This is a genomic window from Bdellovibrionales bacterium, from assembly GCA_018266295.1.
GTDB lineage: Bacteria > Bdellovibrionota > Bdellovibrionia > Bdellovibrionales > Bdellovibrionaceae > JACMRP01.
In genome coordinates, this window is sequence record JAFEAQ010000006.1 from 350007 (window position 1) to 367815 (window position 17809).

Annotated in this window: 18 protein-coding genes; 8 read left to right on the forward strand and 10 right to left on the reverse strand. The window is 48.3% G+C overall.

Features of this window, described 5'->3' with window-relative positions:
• Positions 1 to 22: 22 nt before the first annotated feature.
• The gene (locus JSU04_05815; protein MBS1969801.1) at positions 23 to 232 is read left to right on the forward strand and encodes a hypothetical protein; all 210 of its coding nucleotides are present in this window, start codon (positions 23 to 25) and stop codon (positions 230 to 232) included.
• Between the two features lie 11 nt (positions 233 to 243).
• Here JSU04_05815 and JSU04_05820 read toward each other — a convergent pair whose 3' ends face one another.
• The 3 genes from JSU04_05820 to JSU04_05830 form a co-directional block, all read right to left on the reverse strand.
• Positions 244 to 1203, reverse strand: a complete 960-nt coding sequence (locus tag JSU04_05820) for a prepilin-type N-terminal cleavage/methylation domain-containing protein (GenBank protein MBS1969802.1) — start codon at positions 1201 to 1203, stop codon at positions 244 to 246.
• Positions 1204 to 1380: 177 nt separating this feature from the next.
• A complete protein-coding gene (locus tag JSU04_05825) occupies positions 1381 to 2568 on the reverse strand; it encodes a hypothetical protein (protein ID MBS1969803.1) in 1188 nt (395 codons plus the stop codon).
• Positions 2569 to 2772: 204 nt separating this feature from the next.
• Complete coding sequence (locus JSU04_05830; GenBank protein ID MBS1969804.1) at positions 2773 to 4113, reverse strand: hypothetical protein; 1341 nt, start codon at positions 4111 to 4113, stop codon at positions 2773 to 2775.
• Positions 4114 to 4368: 255 nt separating this feature from the next.
• Between JSU04_05830 and JSU04_05835 the strand changes: the two genes are divergently transcribed.
• Positions 4369 to 5010: a hypothetical protein gene (locus JSU04_05835; protein MBS1969805.1), complete on the forward strand. Its 642-nt coding sequence runs from the start codon at positions 4369 to 4371 to the stop codon at positions 5008 to 5010.
• A 12-nt stretch (positions 5011 to 5022) separates the two neighbouring features.
• Positions 5023 to 5481: a hypothetical protein gene (locus JSU04_05840; protein MBS1969806.1), complete on the forward strand. Its 459-nt coding sequence runs from the start codon at positions 5023 to 5025 to the stop codon at positions 5479 to 5481.
• On the opposite strand, the gene JSU04_05845 is transcribed toward JSU04_05840, so the two are convergent.
• Complete coding sequence (locus tag JSU04_05845; protein MBS1969807.1) at positions 5478 to 5933, reverse strand: hypothetical protein; 456 nt, start codon at positions 5931 to 5933, stop codon at positions 5478 to 5480. The genes JSU04_05840 and JSU04_05845 overlap by 4 nt on opposite strands.
• A gap of 100 nt (positions 5934 to 6033) precedes the next feature.
• Here JSU04_05845 and JSU04_05850 point away from each other — a divergent pair, with 100 nt between their 5' ends.
• On the forward strand, positions 6034 to 6603 hold the full coding sequence (locus JSU04_05850) for a 3'-5' exonuclease domain-containing protein 2 (GenBank protein ID MBS1969808.1): 570 nt from the start codon (positions 6034 to 6036) through the stop codon (positions 6601 to 6603).
• A gap of 13 nt (positions 6604 to 6616) precedes the next feature.
• Here the strand turns inward: JSU04_05850 and JSU04_05855 are convergent, their stop codons facing one another.
• Positions 6617 to 7222 (reverse strand): GNAT family N-acetyltransferase, encoded by a 606-nt coding sequence (locus tag JSU04_05855; GenBank protein MBS1969809.1) that lies wholly within the window; start codon positions 7220 to 7222, stop codon positions 6617 to 6619.
• 63 nt (positions 7223 to 7285) lie between these two features.
• Between JSU04_05855 and JSU04_05860 the strand changes: the two genes are divergently transcribed.
• A complete protein-coding gene (locus JSU04_05860) occupies positions 7286 to 8098 on the forward strand; it encodes an ABC transporter substrate-binding protein (GenBank protein ID MBS1969810.1) in 813 nt (270 codons plus the stop codon).
• A 2-nt stretch (positions 8099 to 8100) separates the two neighbouring features.
• Here the strand turns inward: JSU04_05860 and JSU04_05865 are convergent, their stop codons facing one another.
• Positions 8101 to 8574, reverse strand: a complete 474-nt coding sequence (locus JSU04_05865; GenBank protein MBS1969811.1) for a GNAT family N-acetyltransferase — start codon at positions 8572 to 8574, stop codon at positions 8101 to 8103.
• Between the two features lie 146 nt (positions 8575 to 8720).
• Positions 8721 to 10220, reverse strand: a complete 1500-nt coding sequence (locus tag JSU04_05870; GenBank protein ID MBS1969812.1) for a leucyl aminopeptidase family protein — start codon at positions 10218 to 10220, stop codon at positions 8721 to 8723.
• A 121-nt stretch (positions 10221 to 10341) separates the two neighbouring features.
• Between JSU04_05870 and JSU04_05875 the strand changes: the two genes are divergently transcribed.
• Both JSU04_05875 and apaG read left to right on the forward strand, forming a co-directional pair.
• The gene (locus tag JSU04_05875; protein ID MBS1969813.1) at positions 10342 to 11313 is read left to right on the forward strand and encodes a hypothetical protein; all 972 of its coding nucleotides are present in this window, start codon (positions 10342 to 10344) and stop codon (positions 11311 to 11313) included.
• A gap of 38 nt (positions 11314 to 11351) precedes the next feature.
• Positions 11352 to 11741 carry a Co2+/Mg2+ efflux protein ApaG gene (gene apaG, locus JSU04_05880; protein MBS1969814.1) on the forward strand — a complete coding sequence of 130 codons (390 nt, stop codon included), beginning with the start codon at positions 11352 to 11354 and terminating at the stop codon, positions 11739 to 11741.
• On the opposite strand, the gene JSU04_05885 is transcribed toward apaG, so the two are convergent.
• On the reverse strand, positions 11742 to 13223 hold the full coding sequence (locus JSU04_05885) for a hypothetical protein (GenBank protein MBS1969815.1): 1482 nt from the start codon (positions 13221 to 13223) through the stop codon (positions 11742 to 11744). It abuts the gene before it with no gap.
• A 266-nt stretch (positions 13224 to 13489) separates the two neighbouring features.
• On the opposite strand from JSU04_05885, the gene JSU04_05890 reads away from it, so the two are divergent.
• Positions 13490 to 14200 (forward strand): hypothetical protein, encoded by a 711-nt coding sequence (locus tag JSU04_05890; GenBank protein MBS1969816.1) that lies wholly within the window; start codon positions 13490 to 13492, stop codon positions 14198 to 14200.
• 52 nt (positions 14201 to 14252) lie between these two features.
• Here JSU04_05890 and JSU04_05895 read toward each other — a convergent pair whose 3' ends face one another.
• Complete coding sequence (locus JSU04_05895) at positions 14253 to 15713, reverse strand: hypothetical protein (GenBank protein ID MBS1969817.1); 1461 nt, start codon at positions 15711 to 15713, stop codon at positions 14253 to 14255.
• Between the two features lie 122 nt (positions 15714 to 15835).
• Positions 15836 to 17749 (reverse strand): hypothetical protein, encoded by a 1914-nt coding sequence (locus tag JSU04_05900; protein MBS1969818.1) that lies wholly within the window; start codon positions 17747 to 17749, stop codon positions 15836 to 15838.
• Between the last annotated feature and the right edge of the window lie 60 nt (positions 17750 to 17809).

A 17809-nucleotide genomic window follows, 5' to 3' on the forward strand; every position in this document is an offset into this window, starting at 1 on the left:
ATAACCAACGCGGAGGCGTGAATTGGTTGCCATTCACTTACCGAGCACTGAGCGCCGTTTTAGATCGCTGTTTTTTGCAATGAAGCCTGAAGAAGTTCAGGATTTTGTTTCACGCCTTGATAAGTTCGCGCAAGAACAGCTCGCGAATTATAACTTCGACGAGCTCGAAGATCGCAGGCTGTTTCAGGTGCATTTTAACTTCTTCCCGATCACACAACCTGCTTTGGATTAAGTGGTATTAGACTATTTTACCACCTGGCAATTACATGTGTTTGAGATCCACTTGTTGGTAGTGGCAGAACATCTTACAAATAACTGACAACGTGTATTCTGGGAGTTAATGCTTGCAATCCAATCTCGACTAAAGAAACCGTCGTTATTGAGCTCCGGCACAGTAAAATTCTGGCCACCGCAGGCTGTGGTCGCTCCCGCACAAGGCAGTTTAGGTGTTGGGGTGGGAGGCGGATTACCTCCACTCGCGACAACAGCCACAGTGCATTTCTGAGTGTCCTCATTGTAGGTTCCGCCGACAGAAGCGCAGACCTTTTCTAATGTGACTTCTTTTTCGTTGGCGCCTGCGCACAGGCCCGTCTTCGGATCCAAGGCCTGGCCAAGTAAGGCGCAAATCTCAGCCGGTGTCGTCGAGGATCCCGATCCCCCGGGGGTTGTGCCTCCAGCAGTTGTGCCAAAAGTGCTGCAACCCGTAACCTCCCCACCGGCAGACGCGAGCGTTAAGGCAATGGGAATTCGGCGGACGATATTGCGAGCCCCAAGGAATCCCTGCCCTTTATCTAAATTGAAATTGATATTTGCAAGGTAAGAAACCGTCGTGATTTGCTTAATAGTATCGATACTGAGAGCTATTTTTGTACTGGGCTCATTAGCAAGAGACGCATTATTGATCACTAAAGGTTTCGTCATTGCCGGCAAAGTGACTTGCGTGAGACCAATCGCGCCTCCTTCTAAAGGTGAAGGCAAGGTTGTCGTTGCAAAATTAGCAAGGTTGCTTTGGCAGACCGCGGGATCTTTCAAAGCCATACTCACTTCGGTCGTTAGATTGTCTAAAGATGCCGCAAGTTCGACGGCCTTTGTCGCTTTAAGATTCGTAAAAATCAGCTGAAGAACTGTAAATGAAAGGAATGAAACGACCGCCAGTGCGACCATCACTTCAAGCAAACTAAAGCCTTGTTGCTTTTTACTCAACCTCACTAAGACCCTCCAACGAACTGCTAAAAGATTTATTTGTGCCGGACTTGATGTGAATCTATGTACGACGATAAATTGTTTACTACATCCTCGCAGCAGTTTTTTAGTGACATCGCCATAATCAATACCTGCTGCAAATTCGCAGCACTTTCTCTGTTAGATTTTGGTTGAGAATTACTTCTGCAAAGTTGAATTCACGACACTGGAAGTCTTAGCATTCACGCCAAAGGCGGTCCCAAGATTTGGCCCTGTCGCTTGGGTCCAATAGCCGCCGGTATTCCCCGTCACAATCGAATCTTGCACCGAGATCGAACCGGTAAAATCATTGCTCGTCATGAACACGCCACCGGCATTGGCATTCACACCCGCCTTGTTGTTCACGATATAATCACCGCAGAGGATGACATTTGTCGACTGACCACCATCTTGATAAATAGCACCGCCATTACCACCCGATCCGACTTCGTGCTGATTATTGTGAATCACCGAACACTTCGTCGCATCGTCGTAATTCGCCCCGTTGCCAGTCGCTGCGTTGTTCTGAAATAAGCTGTTATAGATTTCAAACTGCGCAAAGAGTCCCGCGACCGCGCCCCCGTTGCTGGCTTTGTTATTCATGAACTTGCTATTCACGATGACCACACCGGACTTACTGCCTAAAACATAAATCGCACCGCCACCGGTATCAGGTCCGAGTTGCGCTGCTTGGTTGTTCGAAAAAGTACTGTTGATAATCGTGAGATTCCCGTCACGCATATAGAGCGCGCCGCCCTCGCCATCGTCATAGCCTTGCGAGCATGGGAGCGGTGCTGTCGGAATCGTCTGGACGGGCGTAGTCTTACCGTTAATCACCGTGAGGTTTTGCAAAGTCACGCGAACTGTGTTCACCATAAAGTTATTGTGATCAAAACGCAGAATCTGAACGGAGCTTTGTCCGTCGAGTGTAACAAGGCCTCCGCCATCAATCACGGTGTTCACAGCTGTCGGTAAACTCAATGTTGCTGTAATTGGAATGGTGACGGGACTCGCGCCACATTTAAAGGTAATCACGCCCCCCGCAGTCACAGCCGCTTTTAAAGCCGCAAAGGTGCAGCTTGCCGCCGTACCATTGCCAACGACTGTCGTTGGGTTGGTAACAACTGCTAATTGCGTTGATGCCGGCAGAGCGCTTGTACAACGAGTTGGAATCGAAGGATCCACAACTGGCGTTGGATTTGGGTTCGTGCCCGAAGAAGCTTGGTTTGCAGTTTGCTCCTCAGATAAATTTGGAGAAGAGCCACAGTTTTGAAATACTAAAATCAGGATCGAAGCCGCGACGGCTTGCAAAATGACGATTCCGATCCTGCGATGATTTTTGGCCATACTTCCCCCAAAAGCCCGTGCCACTCCATTTTAGCGCCACTTACAATGAGCGAACACTAGTTAAAGCCGAGTGGCTCAAAACGAGCCTTCGAAAATTTCCCAATTATTCGGAAAATTGCTCTGGGAAAATGATGGAATAAAACCGCGATCCCGCTCCCACAAAACGGAAGTACGGATGCCGCTGAATAGAGATAAGGCGTTGATTTAAGGATTCAGCAACGCCGCCTGGGCAGCTTGAAGAGCGGAGTAATCCAATTGCAATAATCGATCATTCTCTTCGCCGTCGACGCGTCCTACGAAATAGAGAGGCGAATCCGGTTGATCAGAGACATCGACGTGCTGAACGTGACTGACCTTTTTGCCGTTATAGCTGAGCTTCAAGAAAAGAGGCGGACGCTCGGGGTGATCCATTGAAATAACCCCAATAGCCTTTTTGCAGGCCTCTGGATTTTCAGCACACCCTTCACCGACGCGTTCATGGAACAAAACCAGACGCAAACCCGCGTGATAGGCCGGATGTTTTTGATAAACGTAGTCCGTCCCCAGAGCTCGGGTTGGGTCATTGAAAAAGGTTCTATTTTTGACTCTCACATCGTTGCCGCTGAACTCAAGATCATAGAAGCCAACGCGCGCCACTTCCGTCTTCCCCATCTTTCCTTGCTCATGGAAGAAAATCTGCTGACCATCAGCACTCCACGTGGGGTGTTTGTCGGCATGATTTCCGAGATACGTGGTCTGTCTTGTTTCGAAGTTGTAAAGGTAAATCCCCTGAGTCACAGGGCTCGGCATTTCCGCACCCGGTTGAACATAGAACGTCAGCCATTTTTGATCAGGCGACACTCGCGGATGCTCAAGGAAGGTCTTATCTGGCAAACCGAATGCGCGAGCATCCAGGGCTGAAACTCTTTTTCCATTTTTGTAAAAGCTGATGACGGAATGGTATCCAATCGGGTCCCACTCTTTTGTCTTAAGGTAGTTGATCACTGTTTTAGGCAATGAACTCGGTCGAAACTCCAGTTCACAGGCAACAATTTGATCCGCACTTCCGACGAACGCACCTTTAATAAAAAGATTCATGAGCGGTTTACCCAGCTTCGTTCCGAGGTCACTTGGTTCGTTCAACTTTTTAACAATGATATCGACCGGCGCCTTCCCAGCGAGGTCACTGATGGCCAGAATCGTTTTGCCATCAGGCGAAACCATGGGTGACTCCAGCGCTTTGCCTTTCATATTAATCACCGTGACGTGCCCGTCGTCGATTTTTAGCTGATTGATCTTCGCGCTGTCATCATTACTTTGTTTTTCAGTTTTTGCTTTATCGTCCTTAGCTTTCTCACTTGCCGGAGCTTGCGCTGAGGAATCGTGACCACTCATGATATGCTCACACGAGTTTGCCGCCGGACCGCGCGCAGAACTGCCATCAGCGCAAACGAGCCCCTCGGACTTGTGCGTTGTCGTCTCACTTGCACAAGCAGCCAGAAGGAGACTGGCGAACAGCACACTCATTTTCATATTTACGAAAGGGTATTTTTGCTTAGCATGCATTTCGATCCTCACAGGTTTGTATTTAGTAATAATACCTTAGGTGCTCAGGGCTAAAAAGCAGAAGCAAGTCTGGCTGGCCTGTCTCCGGGACGAACTTTTGGATGAAGCTCAAGGCTTCTGTCTAGCTCAGGTGTTCGAGAATATCAGCCCCTGATGCAGCGATCATAGGTTTCTCCCTATCACAATGCTTGTGCTTATCAATTTTATTTATATCGAGCTTTCCCCTATTTTCCTTTCCAGCAAGGGAGGCGTTATATGAAACGCAGACAGTTTTTACAGATCGGTGTTGGTTCTTTGATGGCAGCGGGTGTGGCTAAAGCCGCAGATGTGTGCGCTTTGACGCCGCAACAAACTGAAGGACCGTTTTATCCTGTGAAAGATCAGGCAGATAAAGATTGGGATCTCACGCAAGTTGCAGGCCGCCGTGGCACTGCTCTCGGTGAAGTCATCTGGGTTGGCGGCATCGTCAGTGATCAAAACTGCGACCCCGTTGCCGGAGCTCTCGTAGAAATCTGGCAAGCTTGCGCCTCTGGAAAATATGATCATCCGCAAGATCCTAACACAGCCCCCCTCGATCCAAATTTTCAGTACTGGGGAAAGGCGATCACAGATGCCAAGGGCCAGTATGTGTTTAAGACCATTAAGCCAGGTTCTTATCCCGCAGCACCGGGCTGGGTCCGCCCACCGCACATTCACTATAAAGTCACGAAGCTTGGATACATCGAACTCACAACACAGTTGTACTTTGCAGGCGATGCACTGAATAGCCGCGATGAAATTTTAAAAAGGCTTAAACCCACAGAGCAAGAACAAGTGGTTCGCCCGGTAGAAGTTCGCAATCAGCAAGGTGAACTTATTAAATGGGTCGACTTCTCATTACAAATTGAAAAACCATAAAAGGAGAATTTTATGAAATACTTTACAGTTTTATTGACGCTATTTTTTGTGAATCTAGCTTCTGCAGCTACAAAATCCAAGGAAACTTCTCTCCTCGTAGGCAGAGTGAACGAGGCTATTTCCATTACTTCCCACATGGACCATTTGCGAGCGTACCCAGATCCTGTTTGGCAGGTAGAGGTCAAAGCGCAAGTGAATCAGCAAGTGACTGTGCTGAAGTCTGCAGAGTTCGATAGCCTTGCCGAAGCCGAAGAGCTCCAGACACGATTGCAAGAGATCGTCCTCATGCACTTCAATTATCTGCCGGTAAAGCTCACGAAGACTGAAACTGAAATATCGGTTTACTGTACGATTATTACAACCACGGCCATTGAAGCTGAGGTTCGAGATCTTCCCGACACTCAGCCCGCAATCATACTCAACGGAAAAAACTCAACGAGCCATTACGACGAACGGTGTGCTGACTTCTAAGAAGGTTTAACAGGGCCTTTACTTTTGAACTGCCGCCACAAATGGCGAATGATCAAAAAGTAAATGGGCGCTAGTGCCAGCAGAATTCCAAAAAGGACCCATTTTTTAATGGGTCTAAAGCTCAAGTCTTTCGCATCAATGGGATCTTTGAGGATGCTTGTGACAATGGGCTCGCACATGGTCGGGACGTTCCATTTGTTCACAACTTGGGCCAGGCAGTTCATTTTAAATGAAGCTGTCAGTGCTTGGACATCCGCTTCCGACTGAATTTGTATCCCGTCGCTATCATAGACCGGAGTGGTCTTCGGAGCCTTATTGACTTCATCAATAAGGGCGGTCATTTCCGCAAGGACTTTGTCTTTATGATTCGATTTTCGATAGATCTCGCCGAGGCTGAGAGTCAGACCGAGGATACACAAGACAAGGCTTAGGCGGAAAATGATTTTTTGCACCTAGAAAGTATAGGTTACCCGCGAGTCCCCTGTCTAAGGTTTTTCCGACCGGTCTTTCTAGCCTTTACATACAAAACATAAGCACCTAAAATCTTCGTACATGACCAGCCAGCCGATAAAGCCTTCTTATGACAAGATTAAATTTCCAGGGAAAATCCACCTCATCACGAACAATCAAGAGCTCGCCGTCATCGCCCCTGCCTTAAAATCGGCCACGGCGCTTGGATTTGACACGGAAACCAGAGCGAGCTTTAAAGTCGGCGAGATCTATCAAGTCGCACTCCTTCAATTGGCCACAGAACACGAGGCCTATCTGGTGAGACTCCATGGGATTACAGAGTTTCACTCCATCAAAGGTGTCTTCGAAGATCCGAACATTCTTAAAGTCGGTGCAGCGATCCGCGATGACATAAAAGCACTGCAGAAGCTTTTCAAGTTCACGCCCGAAAACTTTATTGAGCTTCAAACTGTCGCCAAAAACGCGAACCTCAAAAATTTGGGCCTTCGCGGAATGACAGAAGAAGTTTTGCAGGCAAGCCTGTCCAAGAGAGCGAAAACTTCTAACTGGGAAGTAAAGCAACTATCGGCCGATCAGATCATGTACGCAGCCACCGACGCTTGGATTGGCCTTAAGCTTTACCAAACCATCAACAGCAAGGTTTCTAAATAAAAAGCACTGATTGTTAGACGATCGCTTTTCGCAAAAAGACTGCAACCTCGCCTCGATCTAGGTCATCGTTCCTATAAAGCGAGAGGTCCAATCCTTGAATTGTGAATCCAAATCTTTGGTAGAACTCGACCGCAGGAACATTCGTCGATTGAGTTTCGCAAAGCACTCCACGCAATCCTTCTTGCTTGGCTTTTCCTAGCGCCGCTTCGAGAAGCGCTTTTCCGATTCCTTGTCTTTGCAGATGAGGAGAGACTCCGAACTCACGGATGACGAGTGTTGAGTTCCAAGACTGAATTTCCCCTACAATGAACCCAACAAGTTCATTATTCACAAACGCACCATAAGAAGCCCCTTGGCGGGCGATGTCGTTATAGTGAACTAATGTTTCGGGATTAGAATAATCGTGCTTCTTCACAAAAGGCACATCTAACTTCTTCAGTGTTAAAGAAAAGGTCGTTTCCCTCGGAGCTATTTTGTGACTTACCTGAAATACATAAGACGAAGAGTAGCCAGGAACAATGGCTTCCAACCTGTCATGAGTGATCGAAAAAATTGGCTGAATCAAATGCATGCTAGTTTCCATATTTGGCACATCAATACCGTATTGTTTATGACCCATTAACTCTCATGTCATCTCACAATACAGTGATTTTTCCAAGTTATTGGAGTAACTTGAGCTCTCATGGCAAAATATCAATTACAACATCCTTTCTTCCTCTTAGGAATTCTCTTAGGCTTCCTCTTACTATCGTCAGTGAGTTCGAGTAAATCCTTCGCTGAAGCACCCGCATTACCTCGCCCCGTCAGCATTATTACCGAAGATTGGCCCCCTCTGAACTACGCCGAAGACGGCGAGGTCAAAGGATTCGCCACCGAGGTCATTCGCCTTGTGATGAAAGAGATGAAGGTCGACGACCCGATCGTCGTTTTACCCGGCAATCGCGGTCTGAATGTTTTAGATCGAGGCCCCCGAGTTTTGTTTTACTCTTTCATTCAGACTCCCGAGCGTAAAGATCTTTACAAATGGATTGGCCCGTTTGCCAACGAATCAATTTACCTCTACAAAAAAAGAGGCAGCAAATTACAAATCAAAACACTAGAAGACGCTAAAAAAGTCCACAGCGTTTGCTGCCGGGATGCCGGACTAGTGTTTAACTTTCTAAAAAAGGAAGGCTTTAAAAATCTCGATGTCGGCACCAACGCCACGAGCATCTATGTGAAAGCCATCCACGGACGTTGCGATCTCGCGGTGGGCGAACCCGCGGGCGGCGTCGATTATTGGCTCAAAAAATCCAATTTATCGCCGGATTTGCTCGAGAGAACTTCAGTAAAAATCTCGGACTCACCTCTTTACTTTGCTGCCAGCAAAGATATTCCAGATGCTGAAATCCAAATCTGGCAACAAGCCCTTGATAAAGTAAAGACTACCAAAGTATACGAAAAGCTATATCGAGAATATCAAGGCACGATTCAAGCGCCCACACAGAAGAAATAATTCTATTTCAAATCTTTTTTCATCATTCGGTTGGTTGTAATAAAACCAGATTTTTCATAAAGCGCAATAGCTGCGGTATTATGGCCAAAAACATGCAACCCCACGGAAACGCATCCCAAGCGGCGAGCTTCTTCTTCCATAAGGTTCATTAATATCTTACCAAGTCCCTTACCGCGATTTTCCGCCTTTAATTCAATGTCATATATAAAGGCATAAGGCTTATCACCATTCATCTTTTTCGCAATCCACAGAATTCCCGCGGAACTTTTTGTCCCACTATCCACGACTGTGAAAAGAAACTGATCCGGAGTCTGCAATCCTTGTGGAAGAAGTCTTTCAAAAGACTCTTTTGCAACCGTCATGGCATCTGTAGGACTAAGCCCCTCGCCCTTTTCTTTCTCCGCCGCATAATTATCGACCGAGTACTTCATATACTCGGCGAATTCCTGCTGATTCATTTTTCTAAGTTCAATCATGAAAAAATCATGGCCTAGAAAAGACACCAAGTCACATCAAAAACAAAACGGCGCAGGCTCTTCACCCACGCCGTCGCTAGTTCCCTGAACCCGAGTGGCACTATACGCACCTCGAGTGCGAATAGCGCTACTTGCTCCCGAAGGACTTAAATGCGCGACTCGAGATACTCGATCAGCGCTTGTACCGGTTGACCGCTACCGCCCTGAGCACCTAGCGCGCCTTGGGCCTTGTCCGTCCATGCGTACACGTCTAAGTGAGCCCATTTTTTTCCGCGCACGAATTTTTGCAAGAAGAGCGCGGCCGTGATCGCGCCGCCGAAGCTGCCGCCAGAGTTTTTGAAATCAGCAAACGGCGAAGACAAATCGCCGAAGTATTTGTTAAATAAAGGCATGCGCCAGTTCAGATCGCCCGCACGAACACCGGCTGAGTTCAATGAATCCGCCAGTTCGTCATCGTTCGAGAACAATCCCGCGATATCCGCGCCCAAGCCCACTTTAATCGCGCCCGTCAAAGTTGCAACGTTGATCACGACTTCTGGTTCGTCAGCACCTTTTTGAGTAACAGCTACGTCCAAAGCATCGGCCAAAACCAAGCGGCCTTCCGCATCGGTGTTATCGATTTCAACACTGAGACCGTTACGAGCGACACACACGTCACTTGGACGGAATGATTTCGCATCCACAGAGTTTTCAGCCAAAGCCATGTAGAAATCCACTGGCCCTGGATACTTAATATCCGCAACCCATGAAGCCAAGCCAAGAATGCTGGCAGCCCCGCCCATATCTTTTTTCATCAGGCGCATTGCTGCTGACGGCTTCAAATCCAAACCACCGGTATCAAACGTGATCCCTTTTCCGACGAAAGCAATCGGCTTTAAATTCGATTTTTTTCCGGTTGGACGATACTTAATGTGCAACAAGTAAGGACCAAACTCCGCCCCCTGACCTACACCCAAAATCAAACCGGCTTTTTCTTTTTCTAAGCGAGCTTTATCCCACACAGCGATTTTCATAGTCGCGGGGAATCCCATCTTCTTTGCAAAATCAACGAACGTCTTTGGATTCAGTTCATTCGGTGGCAAGTTCACCAAGTGACGAGCCACGTTCACAGCCATTGCACGAGCTTGAGCTTGGTGCAAAGTACTCTTATCGAAATCACCGAGTGATTTCTGCACGTACACCTCAGGCCACTCTTGCGGTTTTTCTTCGAACACGGAGCGGAAGTTGTAAGAAGCGACTTCCATTCCCACCAAAGAACCCAGTTCGTGTTCGAAATCAGTGCCGATGTATTCGAGACGGATTTGCGTCAGCGCATGAGCTTTGAAGTGACCAAACAAAGCTCCGAACAAATCACGGCTAAATGCATAGTCGGATTCTTCTAAAAGACCTTGATGCTGAGGGTTCTCAGTTTTGCGACGAGGGCGAATGATCCAAACAGGGCCCTTGACACCGACAAAGAAAACCATTTCACGTTCGTTTTTCTTGAGGTCAGCAAGCTGCCAGTTCAATGCATGTTCTTCGGCGAGCGAGATGAATTTATTTTTATCATTCGTTCCCAAGTAATAAACATAGCCAATATTCGCGTTTTTAGGCGTTTTTGGCTCTTTTCCAACAACAAAACTGTCCAACCAAGATTTAAATCGCATGTGTCACCCCTAGAATTAGTTTGAGATTCTGCCACGATTTTTCTTACAATGTAAGAGTATGGCGTGGTCTGAAGCCTTAAATATCAAATTTTGTTTTCTCAACGCAGAGAATCTCTTTCTGTTGTTTGACGAGGCTCCCACAGCGGAGGCCCTGAAACTGGATGAAACCAAGTGGCAGCGCCTCTCGACGTCGACCTATGAGAACAAGCCTTTGTCAAAATGCCTGGAACTGGCTAAGACGCTGAAAGACATCGATGCCGACATCGTCATGCTCTGCGAAGTCGGTGGAGTGGAATCCCTTAAGAATTTTAATGAATTGTTCTTAAATAACGCCTACTCCCCGATTTTGACGGAAGGCAACTCCAATCGGAATATTGACGTGGGCTTTTTGATCCGCAAGAACATGCCGTTTTACTTTGACCTGCAGTCGAACAAAAACCGCCTGATCAATTATCTGTATCCCCACGAACGCACGTCGATGGAGAACAACTACCCCGTGAACAGCGTCAAAAACCCGGCGACGAGCCATAAGTTTTCGCGCGACGTGGCAGAGTTGAGACTCTTTAAGAAGGACGTCGAAAAACCGTTCCTTGGAATTTTGCTGACACATTTGAAATCCCGTCTTGATCCCGAAGGCATCGATCCAGGGGGCTTCGAGCGCCGCCAAGCCGAGCTCCAAGCGCTGATTGAAATCTATAAAGAGTTCGAAGCAAAACACGTGGGAACACCTGTGATGGTGGTGGGTGACTTCAACGGAAACGCCAGCCTGCAGAACACCGATGAAGAATTCAAGGCGCTTTATGAGAAAACAGAACTTAAAGACGTACTTGAACTAAGTAATGTGACTACGGAAAACCGAGCAACTTTCTATCAGGTGCGATCTTCGAGCCGCACCGAGGGTCGTCAGATCGACTTCTGCTTCCTCTCGCCACTTTTGGCGACGGAGCTCAAACCAAATACCTCCTACGTCTATCGTTACAAAGATGAATTCGGCATGAGTGTTGGCATCCCAATGACATTGGACGCCAAAATGCGCCTACCTTCGGACCACTATCCGATCGTTTTTGAAATCGCCAATATGAAAATCTGGTGATTGACCAGCCTGGCATTCGACTTTAAATTGGCTATGTTATGCCAATTCAGAAATCAACGACTCCTCATATTCAGGTGGATGTTACGGCGTCTTATGTTCCGGCGGAATCTCGCCCGGAGCAGAACTATCATTTTTTTGCTTACAAAATTAGCATTAAAAACACTGGCAGCCGCATGGCTCAATTGATGAGCCGTCACTGGATTATCACCGACGGACTTGGCCGCACTGAAGATGTCCGCGGTCCGGGAGTGGTGGGATTGCAACCAAAGATCACACCTGGTCAAACTTTTGAGTACGAGAGCGCTTGCCCGCTGAGCACGTCTTCAGGTTCGATGAAGGGTTCGTATCAAATGGTCAGCGAAGAGGGCGAAACCTTCACGGTTGAAATCCCAGAATTCTATCTGATCGCACCTCAAGCTTTGCATTAATTATCTTCCGTTATAGTACGAGTTCGTTGTTGTAATGGCCGGGATCGGCACATACGCCGACGACGATGTTGTCGCCGGAATAATTCCCGATGAAGTGTAGTTATAACTCGTCGACGGAGCCGGGATCGGCACATACGGATTTGAAGACGTGCCCGTTAAGTACGAGTTGTTGTTGTAGCCGTAGTTTCCGTAAGTCCCATAACTCGAGTTCATCATCTGCATACGATAGAGCATCTGTTGGTACTGCATCTGAGTCAGATAATTGCTGGACCCATAGTTGCTCCCCATGCCCATGTAGCTATTGCCCATGCCATAGCCACCGATGCCGAGATTAAAGTTCAGTCCCATGCTGCCCATGGAGTTTCCGTACATTGAGTTGCCATAACCATACATCGAGCTATACGGTGACATCATACTCCCGGCCATACCAGACATGTACATCCCTCCGCCCATCGGAGAGCCGTACATATTTTGCGGATAACCGAAGGCCCCGCCTTGCATATTGCCGTACTGTCCGCCGGAGCTTCCGCAGCCGAAAGAGCCCTGTCCCGTACCACCGCCCATCGCACCGTAGAGACCGGCTGCTACGTAGGGAAGTCCGTAACCAAAGCTTGCCGTTGATTGCGTTGGCCAGCCGGCGTTGGAGTTATATTGTGCAACCATTTTATTTTGCTGATAACCCATGTACATCGCCGCAAGTCCGGTCCCGAGATTAGCGGCGACTCCGCCCCAATCGGTTTGACGTTGCTGTTGCTGACTTTGGTAACCGCTGCCGCTAGCGATACATTCCAAACATATATCGCCTTCGGTGCCGCCGCCATTTTGACGCTCTTCGCGCGCTTCCCTGCGGGCGTCAGCAATATCAGTTTTCAGATCTTCGAGGCGCGCTTGGGTTTTCTCGATTTCACTTGCGAGTTTTTGGCTCTCGACTGTTTTCTTGCGGTAATCAGGCAGAGCTTTTTTACAAGCATTGTCACCGCGACGATTTTCACTGGCTTTATAATGAACATCACTACAGATATCAGGACGGATCGTTCCTGCGCGTGTGGCATCACAGTATTTTGTAATTCCCGCCACACTCATGCCACCGGGATGCTGCTTGTTTTGATTATCTGAAACTTTTTTAGAAGAGCGCGGAGGCATCCCATTCACCTCCGCCGGGGGTAACTCCTGATCGTCTTTATATTCTTCACAGCGGAAGCCGTTCTCCATATGCGCAAATGCAAAATCCGCACTTTCACTCGTCAAGGATTCTGAAATCGTATCATGAAGTTTTTCAAGCTCGCGCTCAAGGGTCTTTTGCTTCCGCTGTTTTTCTTGCAGGGCTTGTTTCAGGTCTTTTTGTTCCTGAAGAAGGTCGTTGACGGCATCGTTATCGCTGACAGCTCCCATTCCGGTGCGCTGTTGGTAGCCGCAGCCTTGTTGTCCCATCGCCATCCCTGTGCCCCATTGCATATTCTGTGCGTGAGCAGATGTCATCATGAGAGCGCTCAACAGCACAGTTGTTAAAGATAGTTTTTGTTTCTGAGTACACATTGGATCCTCGCCTTGTTATGCAGCAAGAATACGTGATGACTATTGGGAGACTGTGGATCCATCTCAAGATGAGACACTGTCAACGAACTCTTTGCAGTGTGTTTAGAAAAAATTAGAACAAATCGGCTCGCTTCCTTCCAACGGACTCCACACTCTTTCACTACTTTCTTTCTACTTTGTTCATTCATCAACAAATCCAAGGAGGAATTTTTATGAACATGAAGTTAGTGATTCTAGCAACTCTATTGACAGGCGGCATTGCTCGCGCGGCGGATGTAGCGGTACAAGTTGGTCAACCAGCAAAACAATCGCCACAAATCGACTTGAACTACATTCAGGATGCCTCTCAGGACATGCTGATGTTTGTCGATCCGACTCCAGAACCGTCTCCGGAACCGTCCCCGTCTCCAGAACCATCACCAACGCCTGAACCGAATCCGTCTCCAGAACCTTCTCCAAGTCCTGAGCCATCGCCAATGCCTTCACCAACTCCGGCCCCAAACCCAACACCAGCTCCTCCGACTCCGGACAAATGGCCAAAGGCTTGCGTTGATGCCAACATCACTGCAGACCAAAAAGTTCTGATCAAAGAAGCGATCTACAATAACATGCGTAGCGAGATCCAACTCAAAACAGATTTGAAATTGGCCTTCATGGACTATGGCCACACCGTGATGGATAAAACATCCGACAAAGCAGCGGCCGACGCTTCAGCTGCGAAAATCACTGATGCCGTGACAAAATTGGCTCAAGGTCATTTAGCTTTGAGTAACAACATTTTGTACGACATCGTGACTCCTGATCAAAGAGCAAAAACTTACGAATGTATGATTACTCTTCATAAGAAGGTTCAGAAAAAAGGCAGCGACCACGGCAAAAAGCACGACGACCACAGACGTGGCGGCAAACACGGCAAGCACTAGATACTGAACTGGCTAAAAACCCCTGCCCTCGCGCTGCCGGCGCGGGGGCTTATTATTTCCCGTCCCACTCCACAGGTGGATTCACGCGGCGATCGATGATTTTGATTCCGTGCTTTTTAAGCTCGGCGAGGAATTCGCCAGAAGGCGGAGTTTTTTCAAATTCGAAGGTCTTGACCATATCCAAGGTTACACGACCGAATATTTGTGATTCCCAGTATTCATGCGCTCGATCCTGCTGTCGCTTTATTGGCAGCTCAGGGGCTGCGCTATACGAGGGCCGGTAAAAGGCATTGCTGTATTTCAGCGTTTCAATCATATAAGGCACGATCAATAGACGGCGACTCCATGGAATCAACATTCCGTCCCAGTTATTCACCGGCGCGGTTCTGCCAACATGCCAATTCACCCCTGAACTATTATAATGATTCAAACTATCACCAACAAAAATCGATAGACGATCGGCAATGGCCTCTAATTTTAAAGTGTAAATATCCGAGCCATACCAATTCGCGCTCGAAACATCATCTTTCACACCTGTGCCTTCTTTGACTCTCAGAGCGCCATACTTCGGCTTCAACTCATTATCGAGCTTTGAATATTCAGCCACATTTCGATCTGTCAGCAAACTCTCAACGCCGTTGCGCCCTTCCTTGCCCATGTAACCGCGCGAAGAATCCGTGACGAACTGATTTTGAAAACCTGTCATCGGGATCCAGAACCGCCCTTGCTCAGGCCGTCGGATATATACATCCAACTGATTCTGATCAATCAGAGCCACCGCCCGTTGCACCACCGGATCCGCCGAGCTTCTCACGGCTTTTTCATAGGCCGCATAGTCACTGTAACCTGTCGATGGAATGGTTTTCTCGAACAAGGCCTCATGCTCACGCATGAACTTGCGGGCTTTGTCATTGATCTTTGCTAAGCGCTTATCGCCAGGAACTTGTCCCACGGAAAATCTAAATTCAGGTGGCAAACTCTTCAGAGCCTCTGAAAGTTTGTTGTAAAAACTCATTCGGAGATCATACTTCGTGGGTGTGTATTTCATCGCCTTTGGAGCTGCCAAGGCATCGACGATTTCGCTGGCGATCGGAGTTTCCTCTAAAAGATTCACAAAATCACGAAGCTCTTTAGCGCGCTCTGAGGGGGTCAAGGTGTTTAACTTCGCCGTATAAGCATCCGCTTTGGCCTTCACAGACGATAGAGAATCAAAACTATTCCAGGTCAACGCCTGACGGCCGGGATTTACCAACGGGCCGACGATTTCGGGAATTTCAGTGATACCTGCCACCAAGGCCGCGCCCTCAGCACTGACCTGCGATTTATCGCCAGTCACGCGAAAGACATTTTCACAAGAAAGCGGCGCTGCCACTGTAAATGCAGAAGGGACCAACAAGCTTACAAGGGTCGCAAATAGATAGTTCCTCATACCTGCCAGTGTTGCAAACCAGATGCCCGTTTCAGCAAGCAGCCTTCTACCGGCAGAAACAGACAACAGAAATTTGTCACTCACGTGTTCATGATTTCAACAAGTCGACCTCTCAGACCGCTTTGTATACGGAAAATAGGTTTGAGTCTCATATTGAGACAACCTTTAATTCGAATCCAACGTCGGATGTGGCGCTCAGAATGTCACTACTCCCAATCCCAAACGCGCACGAATGCAGGCGAGCGATTGGTCGCGGTGACAAGCTCACCGTTTTCATCCAGCAGCGAGAAGCGTGTGTTTGCAAAACGAGTCATCGATGTGACTTCGTACTTACCCACCGGGGCCTCGCGCATCTCAAGCGGCAATGAGCGGATTGGCACTGCCACTTTCAGGTCGCGATAGCAGCGCGGATCGTTTTTGAATACGCGATCCAGCGGGCAGGTCGCCGCATCCCCGATCATTCGCGGCGAGAAGATTTTTACTTTTAAATACATATTGTCGTCGCCCTCGCGCGCGCGCCAAACCGTTTCAACGATGCGCTCGTGATCCGCCATCGGGATGCGAAGCTCAGGCAAGCGCACCGTATTCGGCTTCCAGTGATCTTTGGCCTCTGGACTGTGGGTCAGAATATATTCACGCAAAAGCATCGAATAATTCCCCCAGCCATTCGCGACACCAAAGGCGCAGTGGTTTCCCTGCTTAAAGAAAACTGTGTCGATAGAATCATTCGGAGATTTTTTCAAGGCGTCCGTTAGAAGCTTCGTGTTCGCATCCACACGCACCAAATCGTCGTTCTCTGCCGCAATTGTTAAAGTCGGCACCTTCACGTCGGAAATATAGTTACGGAAATCATTCACCTGCCAAAATTGTTTTTGCGAAGTGATCTTGGTGCCTTTGAACGGCTGCAAGTCCCATGGCTTTTTGGCAGTCCAATCACGATAATACTCGTAGATAGCCTCACTCACCTTCTCGTAGAGCTTATCGCCCTTTAAGCGGTGCCAGCCGTCAGGCAAAACCTTGCCAAGCACGGGAACAAAACCAAAAAGACTTTTTAGACGATTCAAAGTTTCAAAGGTCGCCACCGTCGAAATCGGTTTTGCCGCGTACAAACGCTTTGCCGAATTTTCAACGACAACCACCGGGCACACCGCCGTTACGCTCTGAATACTCTGCTGAGGAGGGTAATCGTTCAAGCTCGAGTAAAGACCCGAATACAAAGCACCACTGCCGCCGAGACTTGCGCCGACGACATGCACACTGGAAATGCGGCTCGCAATCGGTGAATCCGGAGAACGCACAAGCTGGGCAATTTGATAGAGCTGTCGACCTTCATCAAAGCCACCGACAGAAAACGCCTTATTCTGCATTTGAAAATCCGAGCCCGTGATATTCGCCAAGGTCAGTACGTGAAACGGAGATTCGTCAAAAAGGTGCATCATAAAAGCGCGATGCGTGGTGCTCTGGGTGGCATTACAAAGAACACCGCACTTCGCAATAATAAACGGCCGCGGCGTATTCCCAGGCTTCATCGCAACAAAACCCGTCAGCATCCGCCCGTCCGGCAACGTCGCCTTCACCGCCTGGATGTAAGGATTATCCAAGAAATTATAATCCACCGTCGCATACTTAATCAGCGGTACAAATGAGTGGCGCGAAAGTGGCGAGCTGATTTCATCAGAACAACGGTTCACCCACGCGTTCACGGCCTTGCCCTGATCACAAGTCTTATTGCTTTTCCAGATAAGCGAGCGAAGCGCATCCTGCGAACACTCAGGACTTGTTGGAAAATTATTCGCCCCCGTTGGATCCCACGGGAACCAATTGTGCTTACCAGGATCTACGCCATCAGAAACCGTCAAGTCCCCCGGAAACTCCGGCGGTTGCTGTGGTTTGCGCGGAGGCTTTAACCGCGGCGGAGGAGAATCATCCTCCGGAGTCTTGCGTTTTTCCCCCGGCTTCTTGGCATTCTTCGGGCGCTTATAAAATTCGATCTTGAGCCCCGTAGGGCCAACCACTTCGACGTCTGAAACGGGATCTGGCTCCGCATGGACAACAGCCACAAATGCAAACGACACACTGATAACCATAAGGCCTTGGAAAAATATTTTAATTTTGCTCATAGATGCTAGATAGCATCCATAAACAGAAAAACATAATCCGCCTTTAGCGACAGTTTCGTA